This window comes from Enterobacter sp. A103 (assembly GCF_034427535.1).
GTDB classification, from domain to species: domain Bacteria; phylum Pseudomonadota; class Gammaproteobacteria; order Enterobacterales; family Enterobacteriaceae; genus Enterobacter; species Enterobacter asburiae_B.
Genome location: NZ_JAXQPQ010000012.1, coordinates 35,492 through 54,350, shown reverse-complemented (window position 1 = coordinate 54,350; position 18,859 = coordinate 35,492). Strand labels below are relative to the sequence as shown.

At 55.9% G+C, this 18,859-nt stretch carries 19 protein-coding genes; 10 read left to right on the top strand and 9 right to left on the bottom strand.

All coding sequences use genetic code 11. The features are described from left to right. Nucleotides 1-65 precede the first annotated feature (65 nt). Nucleotides 66-914, top strand: a complete 849-nt coding sequence (gene rhaR / locus SPH27_RS20775; RefSeq protein ID WP_048981010.1) for an HTH-type transcriptional activator RhaR — start codon at nucleotides 66-68, stop codon at nucleotides 912-914. Here the strand turns inward: rhaR and rhaT are convergent, their stop codons facing one another. Then, the gene (gene rhaT / locus SPH27_RS20770; RefSeq protein ID WP_182072184.1) at nucleotides 915-1,949 is read right to left on the bottom strand and encodes an L-rhamnose/proton symporter RhaT; all 1,035 of its coding nucleotides are present in this window, start codon (nucleotides 1,947-1,949) and stop codon (nucleotides 915-917) included. 288 nt (nucleotides 1,950-2,237) lie between these two features. Between rhaT and sodA the strand changes: the two genes are divergently transcribed. Both sodA and yiiM read left to right on the top strand, forming a co-directional pair. Then, nucleotides 2,238-2,858 carry a superoxide dismutase [Mn] gene (gene sodA / locus SPH27_RS20765; protein WP_004203668.1) on the top strand — a complete coding sequence of 207 codons (621 nt, stop codon included), beginning with the start codon at nucleotides 2,238-2,240 and terminating at the stop codon, nucleotides 2,856-2,858. A gap of 71 nt (nucleotides 2,859-2,929) precedes the next feature. Beyond that, entirely contained in the window at nucleotides 2,930-3,604 is a 675-nt protein-coding gene (yiiM, locus tag SPH27_RS20760) for a 6-hydroxyaminopurine reductase (RefSeq protein ID WP_058841955.1), read from the top strand. 53 nt (nucleotides 3,605-3,657) lie between these two features. On the opposite strand, the gene cpxA is transcribed toward yiiM, so the two are convergent. Together cpxA and cpxR are read right to left on the bottom strand one after the other, a co-directional pair. After that, the gene (cpxA, locus tag SPH27_RS20755; RefSeq protein WP_023309731.1) at nucleotides 3,658-5,031 is read right to left on the bottom strand and encodes an envelope stress sensor histidine kinase CpxA; all 1,374 of its coding nucleotides are present in this window, start codon (nucleotides 5,029-5,031) and stop codon (nucleotides 3,658-3,660) included. Next, complete coding sequence (gene cpxR / locus SPH27_RS20750) at nucleotides 5,028-5,726, bottom strand: envelope stress response regulator transcription factor CpxR (RefSeq protein ID WP_006179159.1); 699 nt, start codon at nucleotides 5,724-5,726, stop codon at nucleotides 5,028-5,030. The genes cpxA and cpxR overlap by 4 nt, the downstream gene beginning before the upstream one ends. 150 nt (nucleotides 5,727-5,876) lie before the next feature. On the opposite strand from cpxR, the gene cpxP reads away from it, so the two are divergent. The 6 genes from cpxP to SPH27_RS20720 all read left to right on the top strand — a co-directional run bounded on the left by cpxP (nucleotide 5,877) and on the right by SPH27_RS20720 (nucleotide 11,995). Further along, entirely contained in the window at nucleotides 5,877-6,383 is a 507-nt protein-coding gene (cpxP, locus tag SPH27_RS20745) for a cell-envelope stress modulator CpxP (protein ID WP_032662714.1), read from the top strand. Nucleotides 6,384-6,535: 152 nt separating this feature from the next. After that, complete coding sequence (gene fieF, locus SPH27_RS20740; protein ID WP_023309697.1) at nucleotides 6,536-7,429, top strand: CDF family cation-efflux transporter FieF; 894 nt, start codon at nucleotides 6,536-6,538, stop codon at nucleotides 7,427-7,429. Nucleotides 7,430-7,603: 174 nt separating this feature from the next. Further along, a complete protein-coding gene (gene pfkA, locus SPH27_RS20735; protein WP_023309696.1) occupies nucleotides 7,604-8,566 on the top strand; it encodes a 6-phosphofructokinase in 963 nt (320 codons plus the stop codon). Nucleotides 8,567-8,776: 210 nt separating this feature from the next. Next, nucleotides 8,777-9,766 carry a sulfate ABC transporter substrate-binding protein gene (locus tag SPH27_RS20730; RefSeq protein ID WP_023309695.1) on the top strand — a complete coding sequence of 330 codons (990 nt, stop codon included), beginning with the start codon at nucleotides 8,777-8,779 and terminating at the stop codon, nucleotides 9,764-9,766. A gap of 107 nt (nucleotides 9,767-9,873) precedes the next feature. Continuing rightward, a complete protein-coding gene (locus tag SPH27_RS20725) occupies nucleotides 9,874-10,617 on the top strand; it encodes a CDP-diacylglycerol diphosphatase (protein ID WP_182072182.1) in 744 nt (247 codons plus the stop codon). A 73-nt stretch (nucleotides 10,618-10,690) separates the two neighbouring features. Continuing rightward, the gene (locus SPH27_RS20720) at nucleotides 10,691-11,995 is read left to right on the top strand and encodes an SLC13 family permease (RefSeq protein ID WP_182072180.1); all 1,305 of its coding nucleotides are present in this window, start codon (nucleotides 10,691-10,693) and stop codon (nucleotides 11,993-11,995) included. Between the two features lie 99 nt (nucleotides 11,996-12,094). Here SPH27_RS20720 and tpiA read toward each other — a convergent pair whose 3' ends face one another. Together tpiA and SPH27_RS20710 are read right to left on the bottom strand one after the other, a co-directional pair. Next, the gene (gene tpiA / locus SPH27_RS20715; RefSeq protein ID WP_182072178.1) at nucleotides 12,095-12,862 is read right to left on the bottom strand and encodes a triose-phosphate isomerase; all 768 of its coding nucleotides are present in this window, start codon (nucleotides 12,860-12,862) and stop codon (nucleotides 12,095-12,097) included. A 111-nt stretch (nucleotides 12,863-12,973) separates the two neighbouring features. After that, complete coding sequence (locus SPH27_RS20710; RefSeq protein WP_023309692.1) at nucleotides 12,974-13,570, bottom strand: DUF1454 family protein; 597 nt, start codon at nucleotides 13,568-13,570, stop codon at nucleotides 12,974-12,976. 112 nt (nucleotides 13,571-13,682) lie between these two features. On the opposite strand from SPH27_RS20710, the gene SPH27_RS20705 reads away from it, so the two are divergent. Further along, entirely contained in the window at nucleotides 13,683-14,102 is a 420-nt protein-coding gene (locus SPH27_RS20705) for a DUF805 domain-containing protein (protein ID WP_023293600.1), read from the top strand. On the opposite strand, the gene fpr is transcribed toward SPH27_RS20705, so the two are convergent. The 4 genes from fpr to SPH27_RS20685 all read right to left on the bottom strand — a co-directional run bounded on the left by fpr (nucleotide 14,103) and on the right by SPH27_RS20685 (nucleotide 18,486). Continuing rightward, nucleotides 14,103-14,849 carry a ferredoxin--NADP(+) reductase gene (fpr, locus tag SPH27_RS20700; RefSeq protein ID WP_182072176.1) on the bottom strand — a complete coding sequence of 249 codons (747 nt, stop codon included), beginning with the start codon at nucleotides 14,847-14,849 and terminating at the stop codon, nucleotides 14,103-14,105. A gap of 96 nt (nucleotides 14,850-14,945) precedes the next feature. Then, nucleotides 14,946-15,956, bottom strand: a complete 1,011-nt coding sequence (gene glpX, locus SPH27_RS20695; RefSeq protein ID WP_032662725.1) for a class II fructose-bisphosphatase — start codon at nucleotides 15,954-15,956, stop codon at nucleotides 14,946-14,948. A 154-nt stretch (nucleotides 15,957-16,110) separates the two neighbouring features. Continuing rightward, on the bottom strand, nucleotides 16,111-17,619 hold the full coding sequence (gene glpK / locus SPH27_RS20690) for a glycerol kinase GlpK (protein WP_023309688.1): 1,509 nt from the start codon (nucleotides 17,617-17,619) through the stop codon (nucleotides 16,111-16,113). A 21-nt stretch (nucleotides 17,620-17,640) separates the two neighbouring features. Next, a complete protein-coding gene (locus tag SPH27_RS20685; RefSeq protein WP_014885705.1) occupies nucleotides 17,641-18,486 on the bottom strand; it encodes an MIP/aquaporin family protein in 846 nt (281 codons plus the stop codon). Nucleotides 18,487-18,859: the final 373 nt, after the last annotated feature.

The window sequence follows — 18,859 nt, the reverse complement described above, 5'->3', positions numbered from 1 at the left end:
CAGTCACCGTTTTATTTCCGCAAAAAAGCTAATAGTGTCAGGTTATTCGGCGTAGAGGTCGTGGTGTGGCTGCTCAGTTAATTCTTCGCAAAGATGATTTTTTTGCCTCCGCGAGTCAGGCCGTCACGGTGGCCGATCGCTACCCGCAGGACGTCTTTGCCGAACATACCCACGAGTTTTGCGAGCTGGTGCTGGTTTGGCGCGGTAACGGCCTGCACATCCTCAACGACCGTCCCTACCGCATCACGCGCGGAGACCTGTTCTACATTCGCGCGGATGATAAACACTCCTACGCCTCGGTTAACGACCTGGTGCTGCAGAACGTTATTTACTGTCCGGACAGGCTCAAGCTTAACGTGGACTGGACCGCGAGCATTCCGGGCTTTCTTGATGCTAAGTGTTCTCCGCACTGGCGCTTAAGCAGTAGCGGCATGGCTCAGGTACGGCAGGTTATTTCTCAACTGGAGCAGGAGAGCCAGAAGAACGACCCCGTTGCTAACCAGCTGGCGGAGTTGCTTTTCGCCCAGCTGGTGATGACGTTGAAGCGCCATCGTTACGCCACTGATAACCCCTCCGCCACAACGCAGGAAGCGCTGCTGGATAAGCTCATCACCCGGCTTGCGGGTAGCCTGAATAAAAACTTTGTACTGGAGAAATTCTGCGAGCAGGAACAGTGCAGCGAGCGCGCGTTGCGCCAGCATTTCCGCACCCTGACCGGGATGACGGTGAACCACTACCTGCGCCAGCTGCGCATCTGCCATGCACAATATCTCCTCCAGCATACGGAGTGGATGGTCAGTGATGTGGCGATGCGCTGCGGCTTTGAGGACAGTAACTACTTTTCAGTGGTGTTTAACCGCGAGGTGGGGATGACGCCGGTACAGTGGCGCCATCGCAGTCGAAAGGGGGCGTAATCAGTTTGCCATGCCGAGGCCGACGATATTGGCAGCGATAATAATCACCACGCAGCCGAGGCTCAGTACGCCAACCGGACGACGTCCGGCGTTCGTCCACTCTTTCAGCACCAGCCCAACCAGCCCGCCGCAAAGTACGTAGAAACTCATGTGCAGCATCCAGCTTATATAGTCGTATTGCGCCGGAATGCTGGCGTGGCCCCAGGCGTAGAAGAAGAACTGCAAATACCACATCAGGCCGCCCAGAGCGGAGAGCAGCATGTTGGTGATGATGAGCGATGTTGCCAGCGAGAAATCGGTTTTTACCGACAGGTTTTTTACTTTTGCCAGACGAATGAAGCAGAAGCCCAGGTTAACCATCGCGCCGCCACCCATAATCACGACATAGCTTGGCAGCGCAACGTACAGCGGATCGACGCCCAGCGCGGCAGCCGCTTCGTGCATCGGTTTGGCGGCGTTCATGGCGAACGACATGCCGGCCGAGAAAATGCCGCACATCACCGCCAGCAGCAGACCTTTCTTCAGGTTAAAATCTTCAGCTTTAATGCCCATCTTGCGCTCTTTCAACTGCCCCGCGCGCGTCACAATTCCTACACCAATGACCGCCACCAGCACGCCCAGGAGCGTCATCCGCCCACCCTGAGTATTAATAAGCACGTCGAAGTTGCCGTTGAGAATTGGCGTCATCAGGGTACCGACGATCAGCGTGATGCCAATCGCGATACCAATCCCCATCGACATGCCGAGATAACGCATGGTGAGGCCATAGTTGATGTTGCCGACGCCCCACATCGCGCCGAACAGGAACACCGGCAGCAGGGTGGCGGCGCTGAAGGAGGAGAAGTAGCCCCAGAAATCGGGCAGCAGCATGGCGCTAATGGTCCAGGGCAAAATCAGCCAGGACACGATACCGCCAACGGACCACATGGTTTCCCATGACCAGCCTCTCACTTTTTTAAACGGAGCATAGAAACAGGCTGCACTGGCAGCGCCTATCAAATGCCAGAAGATACCCATCGTAATCGCATGATTCATTTTTACACCCTCATCGTTTTTATTGTCAGTGGCTTCCCACCGACTTGAGGAGTGTAAAAATTAGGCGGTTTGGGGACCTTCAGAAGGTTGCCGCAGATGTGTTCTGGATGGCAATCAGCACGTTAACCGCGTGAGCAGACTCACAATTTCGCGATTAATCGAAAAACGAATAACCTTATAAAAACTACGGCATTGATAATCATTTTCAATATCATTTAATTAACTATAATGAACCAACTGCTTACGCGGCATTAACAGCTGTGCCGCCCGACAATAATGGAGAGGATTATGAGTTATACACTGCCATCCCTGCCGTATGCCTACGACGCACTGGAACCGCATTTCGACAAGCAGACGATGGAAATCCATCACACTAAACACCACCAGACCTATGTGAACAACGCGAACGCCGCGCTGGAAAGCCTGCCAGAGTTCGCTAACCTGTCTGCTGAAGAGCTGATCACCAAGCTGGACCAGCTGCCAGCGGACAAGAAAACCGTTCTGCGTAACAACGCTGGCGGCCACGCTAACCACAGCCTGTTCTGGAAAGGCCTGAAAACCGGTACCACCCTGCAGGGCGACCTGAAAGCGGCTATCGAGCGCGACTTCGGTTCCGTTGACAACTTCAAAGCGGAATTCGAAAAAGCCGCTGCAACCCGTTTCGGCTCTGGCTGGGCGTGGCTGGTTCTGAAAGGCGACAAGCTGGCGGTGGTTTCTACTGCTAACCAGGACTCCCCGCTGATGGGTGAAGCGATTTCTGGCGCATCCGGCTTCCCAATCCTGGGTCTGGACGTGTGGGAACACGCTTACTACCTGAAATTCCAGAACCGTCGTCCGGACTACATCAAAGCCTTCTGGGACGTGGTGAACTGGGACGAAGCAGCAGCGCGTTTCGCCGCTAAAAAATAAGGTTGCATTGACGCCTGTGAGAAGCGAGTCTTATGACTCGCTTTTTTTGTATCTGCGTAATGGAGGCAGCAATGCATTACCCGGTGAACGTGTTTACAGGCAAGGTAAGGGAGTACGACGGCAGCCGCCCAAGTGCCATCGCCAAAATTCAGGTCGACGGTGAGTTGACGTTAACCGACCTCGGGCTTGCGGGTGACGAGCAGGCCGAAAAGAAAATCCACGGCGGGCCCGATCGCGCGCTGTGCCACTACCCGCGCGAACACTATCAGCACTGGAAAACCGAGTTTCCCGAGCAGGCGGACCTCTTCGTCGCCCCCGCGTTTGGGGAGAATCTCTCCACCGAAGGGCTCACCGAAAAGAACGTGTTTATCGGTGATATCTACCGCTGGGGCGATGCCCTGATTCAGGTGACGCAGCCACGCTCGCCGTGCTTCAAGCTCAACTACCACTTCGGTATTCAGGATATGTCGGCCCAGCTGCAAAAAGCGGGTAAAACCGGCTGGCTGTATCGCGTGGTGCTGGCTGGGCAGGTTTCAGCGGACGCGCCGCTTGAGCTGGCGTCGCGCCTGAGCGATGTGTCTGTTTATGACGCCTGCGCCATTGCCTGGCATATGCCGTTTGACGACGAACAGTATCACCGCCTGCTGTCGGCGGCGGGATTATCCATCAGCTGGACAAGAACGATGCAGAAGCGGCGTTTAAGCAGCAAGATCGAGGATAATTCGCGGAGATTGTGGGGGGAATAGTCCTCCGCAGAAAGTAGGCCGGGTAAGGCGAAGCCGCCACCCGGCACTAACAGCTACGAACGCTTATACAGCGGTAGCCACAGCGTTAACCGTAGTCCACCCAGCGGGCTATCGTCGGCTTTCACCCAGCCGCGGTGCTGCTGCATGGCGGTTTCAACAATCGCCAGACCCAGTCCCGTGCCGCCCGATTCCCGGTCGCGCGCCTCATCGGTACGATAGAACGGACGGAAAATCTGCTCGCGGTCTTCCGGGCTCACGCCTGGGCCGTCATCATCGACAATGACGGTGATCCCGTCTTTATCCACCGAGAACGCCACCTCAATCTTCGTATGCGAGTAGCGAAGAGCGTTCCGCACGATGTTCTCCAGCGCGCTTTCCAGCGTGTTGGGGTTACCGTACAGCGGCCACGGGCCCGGCGGGAAGTTGACGGTAAAGGATTTACCCATCTGTTCCGCTTCGAACGCCGCGTTGTCCAGCACCTCGTGCCAGAGGTGATTCGCTTTCACCGTTTCGCTGACCAGCGCGTTTTTCTGCTGATTGCGCGACATGACCAGCAGGTCGTTGATCATGCTGTCCAGGCGGTGCGCTTCCGTTTCAATACGCTCCAGCTCTTTGCTCTCACCGCTGCGGCGGCGCAGCAGCGCGGTGCCAAGCTGCAAGCGCGTAAGCGGGGTACGCAGCTCGTGCGAGATATCCGACAGCAGACGTTGCTGTGCGGTCATCATGCGATCGAGAGCGCTCACCATCTGGTTAAAACTGGTTCCGGCGGCAAGGAACTCCTGCGGACCTGCTTCCAGTTCAGGGTGTTGTCGCAGGTTACCCTGCGCCACCTCATCGGCGGCATTCTTCAGCTTACGCGCCGGTTTTGCCAGGCTCCACGCCAGCCATAACAGCAGCGGCGAGCTGACCAGCATGGTGACAATCAGCAGCAGGAGAGGGCGGTCAAACAGCAGGTTGATAAAATCAGACTGGGAGTTGCTCGCCGGACGGATCAGGTAGAGCTGATAATTATCCTCTCCGTCCCTGACGGAGAAAGGCCCCACCATCTCTACGCGGCCATATTTTTTCTTCTGGGGATGATCGGCGTTATCCGCCTGGCCAATAAAGTTGCGGATGATCTGCATTTCATTGCGATCGGCCCCAATCACGCGGCCTTCGCTGGTCACCAGCAGCAGGCGTTGTCCGGGCGGCGCCCACTTGTCGATAGCGCGAAACAGCCTGCGCCACCACATTAAATCGTTCGGCGGATCGTTTGCCAGCTCGGCTTCCACGTGCTGCTCGATCATCACGCCCTGACGTTGCTCGCTGTCGAGAAGCTCCGTCATCTGGCGTGAGTCGAGTTTTGGCAACATCAAAACGAGCATTAAAACCAGTGCCAGCGTCAGCCAGAAGATGGCGAAGATGCGGGCGGTTAAGCTTCCTATCATGAAGCGGAAACCATCAGATAACCGCGACCACGCAGGGTTTTAAACCATGGGTGACCGTCTTTACGCTCCGGCAGCTTACGGCGCAGGTTAGAGATGTGCATGTCGATGGCGCGGTCAAACGGGGTGAGGCGTTTGCCCAGCACTTCCTGGCTTAGATGTTCACGCGAAACCACCTGGCCGAGGTGCTGCGCCAGCAGATACAGCAGGGTGAACTCCGTGCCGGTCAGTTCCAGCGTCTGGCCATCAAAGCTTGCTTCCTGACGGCCCGGGTTCAGGCTCAGAGAGTCGACTTCAAGGGTGGGTGAGCTGTTGTCGGTATTTTGCTGCTGCTCGCTCCAGTGGGAACGACGCAGGATAGCGCGAATACGGGCAACCAGTTCACGGTCGTTAAACGGCTTCGGTAAATAGTCATCCGCGCCCAGCTCAAGGCCGAGTACGCGGTCAAGTTCGCTGCCGCGTGCGGTCAGCATGATTACGGGAGTCTGGTGTGTCTGGCGAAGCTCTTTCAACGTATCAATACCGTTTTTCTTCGGCATCATCACGTCGAGCAAAAGTAAATCGATGCTGTCGTCAAGGAGACTCAGCGCCTGCTCGCCATCATGGGCAACCAGGACGTTGAAACCTTCCATGTCGAGCAACTCCTTTAAAAGGGATGTGAGCTCTCGGTCATCATCAACTAACAGGATTTTATTCATTGTTTAAATACCTCCGAGGCAGAAATTACGACATCAAGGCTGTCTAATCCATGACTTTACGTTGTTTTACACCCCCTGACGCATGTTTGCAGCCTGAATCGTAGACTGTCTCTCGTTGAATCGCGACACGAAAGATTTTGGGAGCAAGTGATGCGCAAAGTTACCGCTGCCGTCATGGCCTCAACGCTGGCGTTCAGTGCGTTTAGCCAGGCTGCTGAAGCTATCATCAGCGATAACAGTCCCTTACAAGAGGGCGCAACGCAGAACAGCAGCCAAAGCCATATGTTTGACGGCATAAGTTTAACCGAACATCAGCGTCAACAGATGCGAGATCTGATGCAGAGGGCACGACACGACCAGCCCCCTGTTAATGTTAGCGAAATGGAGACAATGCATCGCCTTGTCACCGCAGAAAATTTTGACGAAAGCGCTGTGCGCGCTCAGGCCGAAAAAATGGCACAGGAACAGGTTGCCCGCCAGGTAGAGATGGCGAAGGTCCGCAACCAGATGTTCCATCTGCTAACGCCCGAGCAGCAAGCGGTTTTGAATGCCAGACATCAGCAGCGAATGGACCAGCTGCGCGAGGTTGCACGGATGCAGCGAAGCTCAGAAACGACGTTTTTCAGTAGCAATAGCAGTACCCGTAGTAACCAGTAAACCCTGTTTTCCTTGCCATAGACACCATCCCTGTCTTCCCCCACATGATGTGGGGGTTTTTTTTGCCCCGCATCCGCGCTGTTAACCGTTTATTCATCCTTAGACTCCCCATGCTTCCGTTATACTAGCGGCATGACATGACAGGAGCGTTTATGAATCAATCCTATGGAAGACTGGTAAGCCGGGCCGCCATTGCGGCGACCGTCATGGCCTCCAGCCTGTTACTGATTAAAATCTTTGCCTGGTGGTATACCGGCTCGGTCAGTATTCTGGCGGCGCTCGTGGACTCGCTGATGGACATTGCCGCCTCGTTGACCAACCTGCTGGTGGTGCGTTACTCGCTGCAGCCAGCGGATGAAGAGCACACATTTGGGCACGGTAAAGCGGAGTCGCTGGCCGCGCTGGCGCAAAGTATGTTCATTTCCGGCTCTGCGCTGTTCCTGTTTTTAACCGGCATTCAGCATCTCGTTTCGCCGACACCGATGAACGATCCCGGCGTGGGCGTAGTTGTGACGATCGTTGCGCTTATATGCACACTTGTTCTGGTAACGTTCCAGCGCTGGGTTGTTCGCAAAACGCAAAGTCAGGCTGTACGGGCGGATATGCTTCATTATCAATCTGATGTTATGATGAATGGGGCTATTCTTATTGCGCTCGGTCTGGCCTGGTATGGCTGGCATCGCGCCGATGCGTTATTTGCGTTAGGGATTGGTATCTATATTTTATATAGCGCCCTGCGGATGGGGTATGAAGCGGTGCAATCACTGCTTGACCGCGCCCTCCCGGACTCAGAACGTAATGAAATTTTTTCTATCGTGACCTCCTGGCCCGGCGTCAGCGGTGCACACGATCTTCGAACGCGGCAGTCAGGGCCGACCCGCTTTATTCAGATTCATATTGAAATGGAAGACAACCTGCCACTGGTTCAGGCTCACGTTATTGCTGAGCAGGTCGAGCAGGCGATTTTGCAGCGTTTTCCTGGTTCAGACGTCATCATTCACCAGGATCCCTGCTCGGTTGTACCCGGTCATGTTGGGCTTTCGTAATTCGTTGTAAAAAAGTGAGCCAGGCCAGCATTTTGTGTATAAATTACCGCCGTTTGGTCTGACCTGAATCAATTCAGCTGGAAGGGATTGATATACTATTTGCAGTATTCGTTGGTCGATAAGTTTCTTCCGGCAACAGATTTCAATTTTGCATTCCTAAGTTCAGAGGTAGTCATGATTAAGAAAATCGGTGTGTTGACAAGCGGCGGTGATGCGCCGGGCATGAACGCGGCAATTCGTGGTGTTGTCCGTGCAGCGCTGACGGAAGGCCTGGAAGTTTTTGGCGTTTATGACGGTTATCTGGGCCTGTATGAAGATCGTATGGTTCAGCTCGACCGTTACAGCGTGTCTGACATGATCAACCGTGGAGGTACTTTCCTCGGTTCCGCGCGCTTCCCGGAATTCCGTGATGAACACGTTCGTGAAGTGGCTATCGAAAACATGAAGAAACGCGGCCTGGACGCCCTGGTGGTTATCGGTGGTGACGGCTCCTACATGGGTGCAAAACGTCTGACCGAAATGGGTTTCCCGTGCATCGGTCTGCCGGGCACCATCGACAACGACATCAAGGGTACTGACTACACTATCGGCTTCTTTACTGCACTGGGTACCGTTGTTGAAGCGATTGACCGTCTGCGTGACACCTCGTCTTCTCACCAGCGTATCTCTATCGTTGAAGTGATGGGCCGTTACTGCGGCGACCTGACGCTGGCGGCAGCCATTGCGGGCGGTTGTGAATTTATCGTCGTGCCGGAAGTCGAATTTAGCCGTGAAGATCTGGTGGCTGAAATCAAAGCGGGCATCGCGAAAGGTAAAAAACACGCGATCGTGGCTATCACCGAGCACATCTGTGACGTTGACGAGCTGGCGAAGTACATCGAAGCCGAAACCAAACGCGAAACCCGCGCGACCGTACTGGGTCACATCCAGCGCGGCGGTTCCCCAGGCCCTTACGACCGTATTCTGGCGTCCCGTATGGGCGCGTACGCTATCGATCTGCTGCTGCAGGGTCACGGCGGCCGCTGCGTCGGTATTCAGAACGAAAAACTGGTTCACCACGACATCATCGACGCGATTGAAAACATGAAGCGTCCGTTCAAAGGTGACTGGCTGGACTGCGCGAAAAAACTGTACTGATCGGTTCTGTTGCCCGGTGGCGCTGCGCTTACCGGGCCTACAAAAGCACGACTCGTAGGCCGGGTAAGGCGTAGCCGCCACCCGGCTTTTTTATGCGCGCACGCTTTTTTTATTCCACTACGTTATAGCCAATCTTTTTTTATTCTTTAATCCTCGATTCGCTTTCTGGCACGCTGCATTCATCAAAACACTACACAAGAGAGCTGGGCGATGAATAAATGGGGCGTGGGTTTAACATTATTGCTGGCATCGACCAGCGTTCTGGCTAAGGATATCCAGTTACTGAACGTGTCATACGACCCGACGCGTGAACTGTACGAGCAATACAACAAAGCGTTTGCGGCACACTGGAAGCAGGAAACCGGCGATAACGTGGTGGTTCGCCAGTCGCATGGCGGCTCCGGCAAGCAGGCGACGTCCGTGATAAACGGTATTGAAGCCGACGTGGTAACCCTGGCGCTGGCCTACGATGTCGACGCGATCGCCGAGCGCGGCCGCATCGACAAAAACTGGATCAAACGCCTGCCGGATAACTCCGCACCCTACACCTCGACCATCGTCTTCCTGGTGCGTAAAGGAAACCCGAAACAAATTAAAGACTGGAACGATCTGATCAAACCGGGCGTTTCTGTGATTACCCCGAACCCGAAAAGCTCCGGCGGCGCTCGCTGGAACTACCTGGGCGCGTGGGGTTATGCACTGCATCACAACAATGGCGACCAGGCCAAAGCGCAGGAATTCGTGAAGGCGCTGTATAAAAACGTTGAGGTGCTGGACTCCGGCGCGCGTGGCGCCACCAACACCTTCGTCGAGCGCGGGATTGGCGACGTGCTGATCGCATGGGAAAACGAAGCCCTGCTGGCCACCCACGAGCTGGGCAAAGACAAATTTGAGATCGTGACCCCGAGCGAATCGATTCTGGCTGAGCCGACCGTTTCCGTGGTCGATAAAGTGGTTGAGAAGAAAGATACCAAAGCGGTGGCGGAAGCCTACCTGAAGTATCTGTACTCGCCAGAAGGCCAGGAAATTGCGGCGAAAAACTTCTATCGTCCACGCGATGCGGCGGTCGCCAAGAAATACGAAGGGGAGTTCCCAAAACTGAAGCTATTCACTATTGACGATGTGTTCGGCGGCTGGACCAAAGCGCAGAAAGAGCACTTCTCTAACGGTGGCACTTTCGACCAGATCAGCCAGCGCTAACCATTAGCCTGTGACACGGTGACCCGGCGTGAGAAATCCGCCGGGTTTTTTATTTGGTCATCATTTTGCGTTACTCTTTTGCCTCTATTGAAAACAGGGAACGCGTTGTGAAAAAAATTATCTTATTGCTCCTCATTGTCATCGCCCTTGCCGCTGGCGGCGTGTACTGGATGAAGGCGGGTAATCCGAATGCGTTGCGACATATCGTTCTCGACCAGTGTGTGCCGAATCAGATCCAGAACCGTAACCCGGCACCCTGTGCGCAGGTGAAAACGGATGCAGGCTATGTGGTATTTAAAGATCGCAACGGGCCGCTGCAATACCTTTTGATGCCGACATATCGCATCAACGGCACCGAGAGCCCGCTGCTGACCGACGCTCATACGCCGAACTTTTTCTGGCTGGCGTGGCAGTCGCGCAGCTTTATGACCCTGAAGCGTGGATCCGAGGTGCCTGACAGCGCCATTTCGCTGACGATTAACTCTCCGACAGGGCGCACGCAGAACCATTTCCATATTCATATCTCCTGCCTGCGCCCGGACGTGCGCGAGAAGCTCAACGCGGTACAGGGAGAAATCAGCACCCAGTGGCTGCCTCTTCCCGGGGGGCTGGAAGGACATGAATATCTTGCTCGTCGCGTAACGGAGAATGAACTGGTCCAGCGCAGCCCGTTTATGATGCTGGCGGAAGAGCTGCCGGAAGCGCGCGACCATATGGGGCGTTTCGCGCTGGCAATGGCGCAGCAGTCGGATGGCTCTTTTGTTTTGCTTGCGACCGAGCGTAACCTGCTCACGCTTAACCGCGCGTCAGCGGAGGAACTGCAGGATCATCAATGCACTATCCTGAAGTAACCCCACCATAAATCGCGTTTACTCGGGCTGCCTGTCACCGTAGACTTGCTGAAAAATTCTACAGGAGACAGGTATGTCGCTCTGGTTAACGTATCCTCTGCTGCTGCCCTCACTGATCGTTGGCGTCACCATCGTGCTGTGGGCGACGTCGCTATTGCCGGAATTTATCACCGCGCTGCTGTTCTTCACGGCGGCGATGACCGCCAGAATCGCTCCGCCGGAGGTCATCTTCGGCGGTTTTGCCTCGTCGGCTTTCTGGCTGGTATTCAGCGGCTTTGTGCTTGGCGTGGCGATCCGTAAAACCGGACTGGCGGACAGGGCCGCCCGGGCGCTGTCGGCAAAGCTCACCGACTCCTGGGTGTTGATGGTGGCGAGCGTGGTGCTGCTGAGCTACGCGCTGGCGTTTGTGATGCCGTCGAACATGGGACGTATTGCGCTGCTGATGCAGATTGTCGCGGCGATGGCAAAACGCGCCTGTATCGCCGACGGCTCCCGCGCCTGGTTCGGACTGGCGCTGGCGGTGGGGTTCGGGACTTTCCAGCTTTCGGCGACGATCCTGCCTGCTAACGTCCCTAACCTGGTGATGAGCGGTGCGGCGGAAGGCTCGTACGGCATCCATCTTAACTATGTCCCGTATCTGCTGCTGCACACGCCGGTGCTCGGTATCCTCAAAGGCCTGATTCTGATTGGCCTCATCTGCTGGCTATTTCCCGGCAGCCCAAAACCGCCGAAGGAACAGGCGCCGTCTGATCCTATGGGGCGGGATGAAAAGCGTCTTGCCTGGCTGCTGGCGGTGGTGCTGGGGATGTGGGTCACGGAGAGCTGGCACGGCGTGGGGCCGGCGTGGACGGGGCTGGCGGCGTCGGTCATCGTTATGCTGCCGCGCGTTGGCTTTATCACCGGGGAAGAATTTTCAGCGGGCGTGAACATGCGCACCTGTATTTACGTCGCGGGCATTCTTGGGCTGGCGATCGTGGTGACGCAAACCGGTATCGGAACGGCCGTGGGCGAGGCGTTGCTTCGCATTATGCCGCTGGATGCAGACAGGCCGTTCACCAGTTTCCTGGCGCTGACCGGTATTACCACGGCGCTCAACTTCATTATGACCGCCAACGGCGTTCCGGCGCTGTACACCACTCTGGCGCAGAGTTTTTCGGACGCGACCGGTTTTCCGCTGCTGTCGGTGATCATGATTCAGGTGCTGGGCTATTCCACGCCGCTGCTGCCGTATCAGGCGTCGCCGATTGTGGTGGCTATGGGGCTCGGGAAGGTGCCTGCAAGGGCGGGGATGGTGCTCTGTCTGGCGCTGGCTATCGCAACGTATCTGGTACTGCTGCCGCTGGATTATCTGTGGTTTAGTTTGCTGGGGAAAGTGTAGTTCGGTGCGAGGTGTTTCCCCTCACCCCACCCCTCTCCCTAAGGGAGAGGGAGGAGAAGAGCGGCGGGTAAGCGCAAGCGCCACCCGCCACAAAGGCAATTACGCCTGTTTAGCCGCTTCTGCTGCCTTAACGATCACCGCGAAAGCGTCAGCTTTCAGGGATGCACCGCCAACCAGCGCGCCATCGATGTCTGGCTGGGTGAACAGCTCAGCAGCGTTGGAGGCGTTTACGGAACCGCCGTACTGGATAATCACTTGCTCAGCGACCTTCGCGTCTGCTTTAGCAATGTGGTCACGAATGAATTTGTGAACCGCCTGAGCCTGCGCAGGGGTTGCAGATTTGCCGGTACCGATCGCCCAGACTGGCTCGTATGCGATTACTGCGCCTTCGAACGCTGCCGCGCCCTGGGTTTTCAGCACTGCGTCGATCTGACGTGCGCACACTTCTTCGGTTTTGCCCGCTTCGTTTTCCGCTTCGGTTTCACCGATGCACAGAACCGGGATCAGACCCTGCTCTTTCAGCACGGCAAATTTCTTCGCGATGAACTCGTCGGATTCTTTGTGATAGGTGCGACGCTCGGAGTGGCCGATGATGATGTATTTCGCGCCGATATCTTTCAGCATTTCAGCGGAGGTTTCACCGGTGAATGCGCCAGACAGGTTAACGTCAACGTTCTGCGCGCCCAGAATGATGTGGCTGCCGTCAGCGGCGTGTTTAGCCAGATCCAGGTACATATCCGGCGGAGCGATAGCAACCGAGCAGCCCGTCACGCCAGCCAGCTCTTTACGCAGGTTCGCAACCAGTTCGTTTACCATGTGGCGGCTGCCGTTCAGTTTCCAGTTACCCATCACTAAAGGATGTCGCATTTCAATTCTCCACGCTAAATAAGCGAATTAAGGAATATGGCCACCCTGTCGGGCAGCATGGTCTGTGAATCAGTATAGAGATTTTCCCTCGAAAGGCTTTGCTTTTTGTCATTAATTCGCCCCGCCGAGGGTGTCAGATAGTGCCAGCTTAATCGGTTCAACAGCGAAGGTCAGTCCTTTTTCGCCGTTGTCCGCCACAACATAGCGGATCGCGCCTTCGGTATCGGCGTAATAACGCTTGTTTTTCCCGGCGGTAAGGAGTTTTTGCAGCTTTTGCTGACTTTGCTTTTTCGTCAGCGCAGGGGTAAAGGCCTGCAATACCGCGCTCATGTACTCCAGCGCTTTCGCCTTAGCGGCTTTCTGCTCTGGCCCCTGTATCGGCAGCCAGGTGATTTGCATGCTTTTGATTTTTAACGTACCGCGCTCCAGCGCCGTGGAAGCATACAAATTCTCGTTAATTTTGCTTGCCGCACGGGTCAGTGTGGGGGTATCGCGTGAGCCATCAATGGCGCGAAACTCATCCAGCGGCAGCGTGGGGTTGGTCTGATTGAAGGTTTCACGAAACTGGCTGATGGACTGATCGAACGACGGCGCGCCCGCCAGCAGATACGGTGCTGTGGTAGGGGCTGTGGTTTCGGCGGCGTGCAGGGGATAACCCGCGCTGAGCAGCGCTAAACACAGGAAAAGAGAACGTGCCGAACTTTTCATCAACATTGCCCCTGGCCGTAAGTGCTCATGATTAAAACGATATCTGGTCGGCTTGTCAAAAGGTCACAACTCCAGGGTAAAATGCGCGCTATACGATAATAAGGAACCTTACATGACCATACAGCAGTGGCTGTTTTCATTCAAAGGGCGTATTGGACGCCGTGATTTCTGGATCTGGATGGTGACGTGGGTTGTCGCCATGCTGCTTCTGTTTTTCGTTGCTTACAACGCCTGGCTGAGCACGCAAACGGCGGCCTTCGCGCTGGTCTGTTTGCTATGGCCAACGGCGGCGGTTGTCGTAAAACGGCTGCACGATCGCGGACGTTCCGGCGCGTGGGCATTTCTGATTATTCTGGCGTGGATGCTGGTGGCGGGAAACTGGGCGATGCTGCCGTCCATCCTGCCGTGGGTTGTGGGCAGGCTGCTGCCGTCGGTCATCTTCGTGATGATGATTGTCGATCTGGGCGCGTTTATTGGCACCCAGAGCGAAAATAAATACGGTAAAGACACCGTTGAGGTGAAATACCGCTGATCACCAGTAGTGTTCGGCGGTCATATGGCCCGGTCGGCGGCGAAGATGTTTCGTCATCTGCCGGGTATCCTTCAGGAGCTGCTGCGTGTCACGTACCATCTGCGGGTTGCCGCACAGCATGACGTGGCTGGTTTCAGCGTTCAGCGGCAACCCCACCGCGTCTTCCAGGGCTCCACTCTCAATTAACGCCGGTACGCGGCCGGTAAGCGCTCCTGCTACGGTTTCGCGGCTGACCACCGTCTGAATCTTTAGCTTTCCGCCGTACTGCTGCTCCAGCGCCTGCATTTGCGGCAAATAGCTCAGGTCTGCAGCGTAGCGCGCAGCGTGAACCAGCACGATGTTTTTAAAGCGCTCCAGATCTTTGCCGTACTGCAAAATAGAGAGATAAGGGCCGATGGCCGTACCGGTTGCCAGCATCCAGAGCGTGTCGCAGTCAGGGATCTCTTCGAGCACAAAGAAGCCTGCCGCTTCACTCACAATTTGCACCTCGTCGCCGGGCTTAAGGGCGGCAAGGCGCGGGCTGAGCTTACCTTCAGGAACGGTGACCAGATAGAACTCGAGGTCCGGGTTATCAGGCGCGTTAACGTAAGAGTAGGCGCGCTGCACGCGCTCGCCGTCGACGTCCAGCCCCAGCTTCGCAAATTGCCCGGCTTTAAACGGGTGAACGGGAGCATGTACGGTGAGACTAAATAGCGCATCGGTCCAGAACTGTACCTTTGTGACTTTACCTGTTACCCAGTCCGCCATGATCTTCTCCTGTGCTGTTTCTCTGTTCTATCTTCCGTACTTGTGGTGACAATTTCCAGCCCGTCAGGGCCGGAAAGCTCTATCGATCAAACGGTTTTACAGAATGTGCGTCTGCACGTCCGGGTCTTTGCGGTCGAGATAGTGGATAGACTGGATGCGGCGAATGGTGCGTGATTTACCGCGGATCAGCAGGGTTTCAGTGGTGGCCATATTGCCCTTGCGGGTGATGCCGTCCAGCAGATCGCCTTTGGTGATGCCGGTCGCCGAGAAGACAACGTTATCGCTACGCGCCATCTCGTCCAGAGCCAGCACTTTATTGGCCTCGATGCCCATCGCTTCGCAGCGCGCCAGCTCGTTTTCCCCGATACGGCGGTTCTCTTCGCTGTCGCCTTTCACCTCATGGCGGGGCAGCAGACGGGCCTGCATATCGCCATCCAGCGCGCGGATCACTGCCGCGGAGACCACACCTTCCGGCGCGCCACCGATGCCGTACAGCACGTCGACTTCGCTGTCCGGCATGCAGGTCAGGATCGAGGCGGCAACGTCACCGTCAGGGATAGCAAACACGCGCACGCCGAGCTTTTGCATTTGCGCGATAGTGGCGTCGTGGCGCGGTTTCGCCAGAATGGTGACGGTGAGTTCGCTAAGGGGTTTGCCCAGGGCTTTGGCGATGTTGTGCAGGTTCTCTTCCAGCGGCAGGCTAAGGTCGATTGCGCCTTTTGCGCCAGGACCGACAATCAGCTTTTCCATGTACATGTCCGGCGCGTTCAGGAAGCAGCCCTTATCGCCGACGGCCAGCACCGCTAACGCATTGGCCTGACCCATCGCCGTCATGCGGGTGCCTTCGATCGGGTCAACCGCGATATCCACGGCATCGCCTTTGCCGGTACCGACTTTTTCACCGATGTAGAGCATCGGCGCTTCGTCGATCTCGCCTTCGCCGATCACGATGGTGCCGTCAATGTTGACCTGGTTAAGTACAATACGCATGGCATGGACGGCTGCGCCGTCTGCGGTATTTTTGTCGCCACGGCCCAGCCATTTATAGCCTGCAAGTGCGGCCGCTTCGGTGACGCGGGAAAACTCGATAGCAAGTTCACGTTTCATGAGGTACTCGTGCAATCAAAAGGAATTGCACGAAGTTTATCACAGAGTGGGTAAGGTGCGGTCTGTACTCCCCTCACCCTAACCCTCTCCCCAAAGGGGCGAGGGAACTTAAAACACCCTCTCCCCTTTGGGGAGAGGGCTGGGGTGAGGGGGATTACTCTTCGTGCTCTTCCCACGCCAGGGCGCGTTTCACCGCTTTTTTCCAGCCGCTGTAGCGGAAGTTACGCTCGGTGGTTTCGATGCCCGGGCGGAATTCGCGTTCGATAACCGCTTTTTCCTGCAGCTCGTCCAGGTTCTGCCAGAAGCCTACCGCCAGACCGGCAAGGTATGCCGCGCCCAGCGCCGTCACTTCACGCACTTCAGGGCGCTCAACGCGGGTGCCGAGAATGTCGGACTGGAACTGCATCAGGAAGTTATTCGCTACCGCACCGCCGTCCACGCGCAGGGCGTGCAGACGAATGCCGGAGTCAGCCTGCATCGCTTCCAGCACGTCGCGTGTCTGGTAGGCGATGGATTCGAGAGTAGCGCGAATAATGTGGTTAGAGTTCACACCGCGCGTCAGGCCGAAAATCGCGCCGCGTGCATACGGGTCCCAGTACGGCGCGCCCAGACCGGTGAACGCAGGCACCACGTACACGCCGTTGGTGTCTTTCACTTTGGTCGCGAAGTACTCGGAGTCGAACGCATCGCTGATCAGCTTCATCTCGTCGCGCAGCCACTGAATGGATGCACCCGCCATGAACACCGCACCTTCCAGGGCATAGTTCACTTCGCCGCGCGGGCCGCAGGCGATGGTGGTCAGCAAGCCGTTTTCTGATTTCACCGCCTTCTCGCCGGTGTTCATCAGCATAAAGCAGCCGGTGCCGTAGGTGTTCTTCGCCATCCCTTCCTTGACGCACAGCTGGCCGAACAGCGCCGCCTGCTGGTCACCGGCAATACCGGCGATAGGAATACGGGTGCCGCCTTTACCGCCGATGTTGGTCTGGCCGTACACTTCGGAAGACTTACGCACTTCAGGCAGCATCGCGCGCGGAATGTCCAGCGCGTCCAGCATCTTGTCATCCCACTCCAGGGTGTTGATGTTGAACAGCATGGTACGCGAGGCGTTGGTGTAGTCGGTCACGTGAACGCGTCCCTGGGTCATCTTCCAGATAAGCCAGGTATCGACGGTACCGAACAGCAGCTCGCCGCGTTTAGCACGCTCTCGTGAACCTTCCACGTGGTCGAGGATCCATTTCACTTTGGTGCCGGAGAAATACGGGTCAACCACCAGACCGGTGGCGCTGCGCACGTACTCTTCCATACCGTCGCGCTTCAGCTGTTCGCAGATCTCGGATGTACGGCGGCACTGCCAGACGATAGCGTTGTAAATGGGCTTACCGGTTTCGCGTTCCCAGACAATCGTCGTTTCACGCTGGTTGGTAATCCCAATCGCGGCAATCTCGTCGGAACTGATATCGGCTTTCGCCAGCACTTCGACCAGCGTGGAGCTTTGTGACGCCCAAATCTCCATCGGGTCGTGTTCTACCCAGCCTGGACGAGGATAAATTTGCTCAAATTCGCGCTGTGACACGCTGACGATGTTCGCGTCATGATCCATTACGACAGCGCGGGAGCTGGTAGTGCCCTGGTCGAGCGCAACGATATATTTTTTTTCGGTCATGGTATGTGTCCCGTAGTCAGATTACAGCGAAGCTTTCTGTTGTGCGGTAGAAGTCGTTTCCTTCTCCTCTTCCACACAGGTGTCGCACGGTAAGTGGCGACCAATTAATTTGCGGTAGCTAAATGCACCCAGCGCAGCCCCGACAACCGGCGCAAACAGCGGTACCAGGAAGTAAGGAATATCTTTGCCACCGGTGAAGGCGACGTCGCCCCAGCCTGCGATAAATGCGAAGGCTTTTGGTCCGATATCACGTGCTGGGTTCATCGCGAACCCGGTCAGCGGGCCCATGGATGCACCAATCACCGCAATCAGCAAACCAATCAGCAGGGGTGCCAGCGGGCCGCGCGGAATGCCGTTTCCGTCGTCGGTCAGCGCCAGGATAACGCCCATCAGAATAGCGGTAATCACCATTTCAACTGCGAACGCCTGCACAAAATTGATATGCGGGTTAGGGTAGGTTGAGAAGATGCCTGCCAGATCCAGACTTTCGACACTGCCGCGTACCATATGATGCGTCTGTTCGAAGTCGATGAAAAGATTGTAATAAAGCCCGTAAACTAACGCCGCTGCGCAAAACGCGCCGGCAAACTGAGAAAGAATGAAAGGAACAACTTTGCGTCCGTCGAAGCACGCGAACAGCCACAGTGCGATTGTCACCGCCGGGTTAAGATGTGCACCAGAAACCCCTGCAGTCAGGTAGATGGCCATCGCCACGCCCAGACCCCAGATGATACTGATTTCCCACTGACCAAAACTGGCACCCGCCACTTTCAGTGCAGCGACACAGCCCACTCCGAAGAATATCAACAACCCGGTACCAAGGAACTCGGCAATGCACTGGCCTTTTAAGGTTGATGTCTGACTCATAATCGGAATCCTGAAGAAATTGATGTTTATTGTTAGCATGGCCGCCCGTGACAGCCACGATGCCCTGTAGACATAGTGTTAATTTATCGTTAACGAGCAAAAACGAGAAATATCGAAATCAAAATGTGTGGTCTGCGTCAATAAAATGAGCGTTTTCGCGCCATAAAGCACATTTTTGCATCAGTACAGGAATGTGAGCTGAATCATTTCATTAACGAATCAGTTAACAATTTAGGGGTATATGACGCGAACACACCAGGACCAGACCTAAAAGTGTTGCAAACCGCGATCTGCGCGGTGTGTCGCTGGACACAGAGCGCCGCGCTCCATACAATCGACGGTATATGTCGTGCGCGTTTATGTTAAAGCGTCG

Excerpts from the sequence above, each read along its gene's own strand:
- cpxR (WP_006179159.1), bottom strand. The coding sequence starts at position 5,726 with ATGAATAAAATCCTGTTAGTTGATGATGACCGAGAGCTCACATCCCTT.
- sodA (WP_004203668.1), top strand. The coding sequence starts at position 2,238 with ATGAGTTATACACTGCCATCCCTGCCGTATGCCTACGACGCACTGGAA.
- SPH27_RS20705 (WP_023293600.1), top strand. The coding sequence starts at position 13,683 with ATGACCATACAGCAGTGGCTGTTTTCATTCAAAGGGCGTATTGGACGC.
- yiiM (WP_058841955.1), top strand. The coding sequence starts at position 2,930 with ATGCATTACCCGGTGAACGTGTTTACAGGCAAGGTAAGGGAGTACGAC.
- glpX (WP_032662725.1), bottom strand. The coding sequence starts at position 15,956 with ATGAAACGTGAACTTGCTATCGAGTTTTCCCGCGTCACCGAAGCGGCC.
- fpr (WP_182072176.1), bottom strand. The coding sequence starts at position 14,849 with ATGGCGGACTGGGTAACAGGTAAAGTCACAAAGGTACAGTTCTGGACC.
- fieF (WP_023309697.1), top strand. The coding sequence starts at position 6,536 with ATGAATCAATCCTATGGAAGACTGGTAAGCCGGGCCGCCATTGCGGCG.
- SPH27_RS20720 (WP_182072180.1), top strand. The coding sequence starts at position 10,691 with ATGTCGCTCTGGTTAACGTATCCTCTGCTGCTGCCCTCACTGATCGTT.
- SPH27_RS20730 (WP_023309695.1), top strand. The coding sequence starts at position 8,777 with ATGAATAAATGGGGCGTGGGTTTAACATTATTGCTGGCATCGACCAGC.
- pfkA (WP_023309696.1), top strand. The coding sequence starts at position 7,604 with ATGATTAAGAAAATCGGTGTGTTGACAAGCGGCGGTGATGCGCCGGGC.
- glpK (WP_023309688.1), bottom strand. The coding sequence starts at position 17,619 with ATGACCGAAAAAAAATATATCGTTGCGCTCGACCAGGGCACTACCAGC.
- cpxP (WP_032662714.1), top strand. The coding sequence starts at position 5,877 with ATGCGCAAAGTTACCGCTGCCGTCATGGCCTCAACGCTGGCGTTCAGT.
- SPH27_RS20685 (WP_014885705.1), bottom strand. The coding sequence starts at position 18,486 with ATGAGTCAGACATCAACCTTAAAAGGCCAGTGCATTGCCGAGTTCCTT.
- SPH27_RS20710 (WP_023309692.1), bottom strand. The coding sequence starts at position 13,570 with ATGAAAAGTTCGGCACGTTCTCTTTTCCTGTGTTTAGCGCTGCTCAGC.
- tpiA (WP_182072178.1), bottom strand. The coding sequence starts at position 12,862 with ATGCGACATCCTTTAGTGATGGGTAACTGGAAACTGAACGGCAGCCGC.
- cpxA (WP_023309731.1), bottom strand. The coding sequence starts at position 5,031 with ATGATAGGAAGCTTAACCGCCCGCATCTTCGCCATCTTCTGGCTGACG.
- rhaT (WP_182072184.1), bottom strand. The coding sequence starts at position 1,949 with ATGAATCATGCGATTACGATGGGTATCTTCTGGCATTTGATAGGCGCT.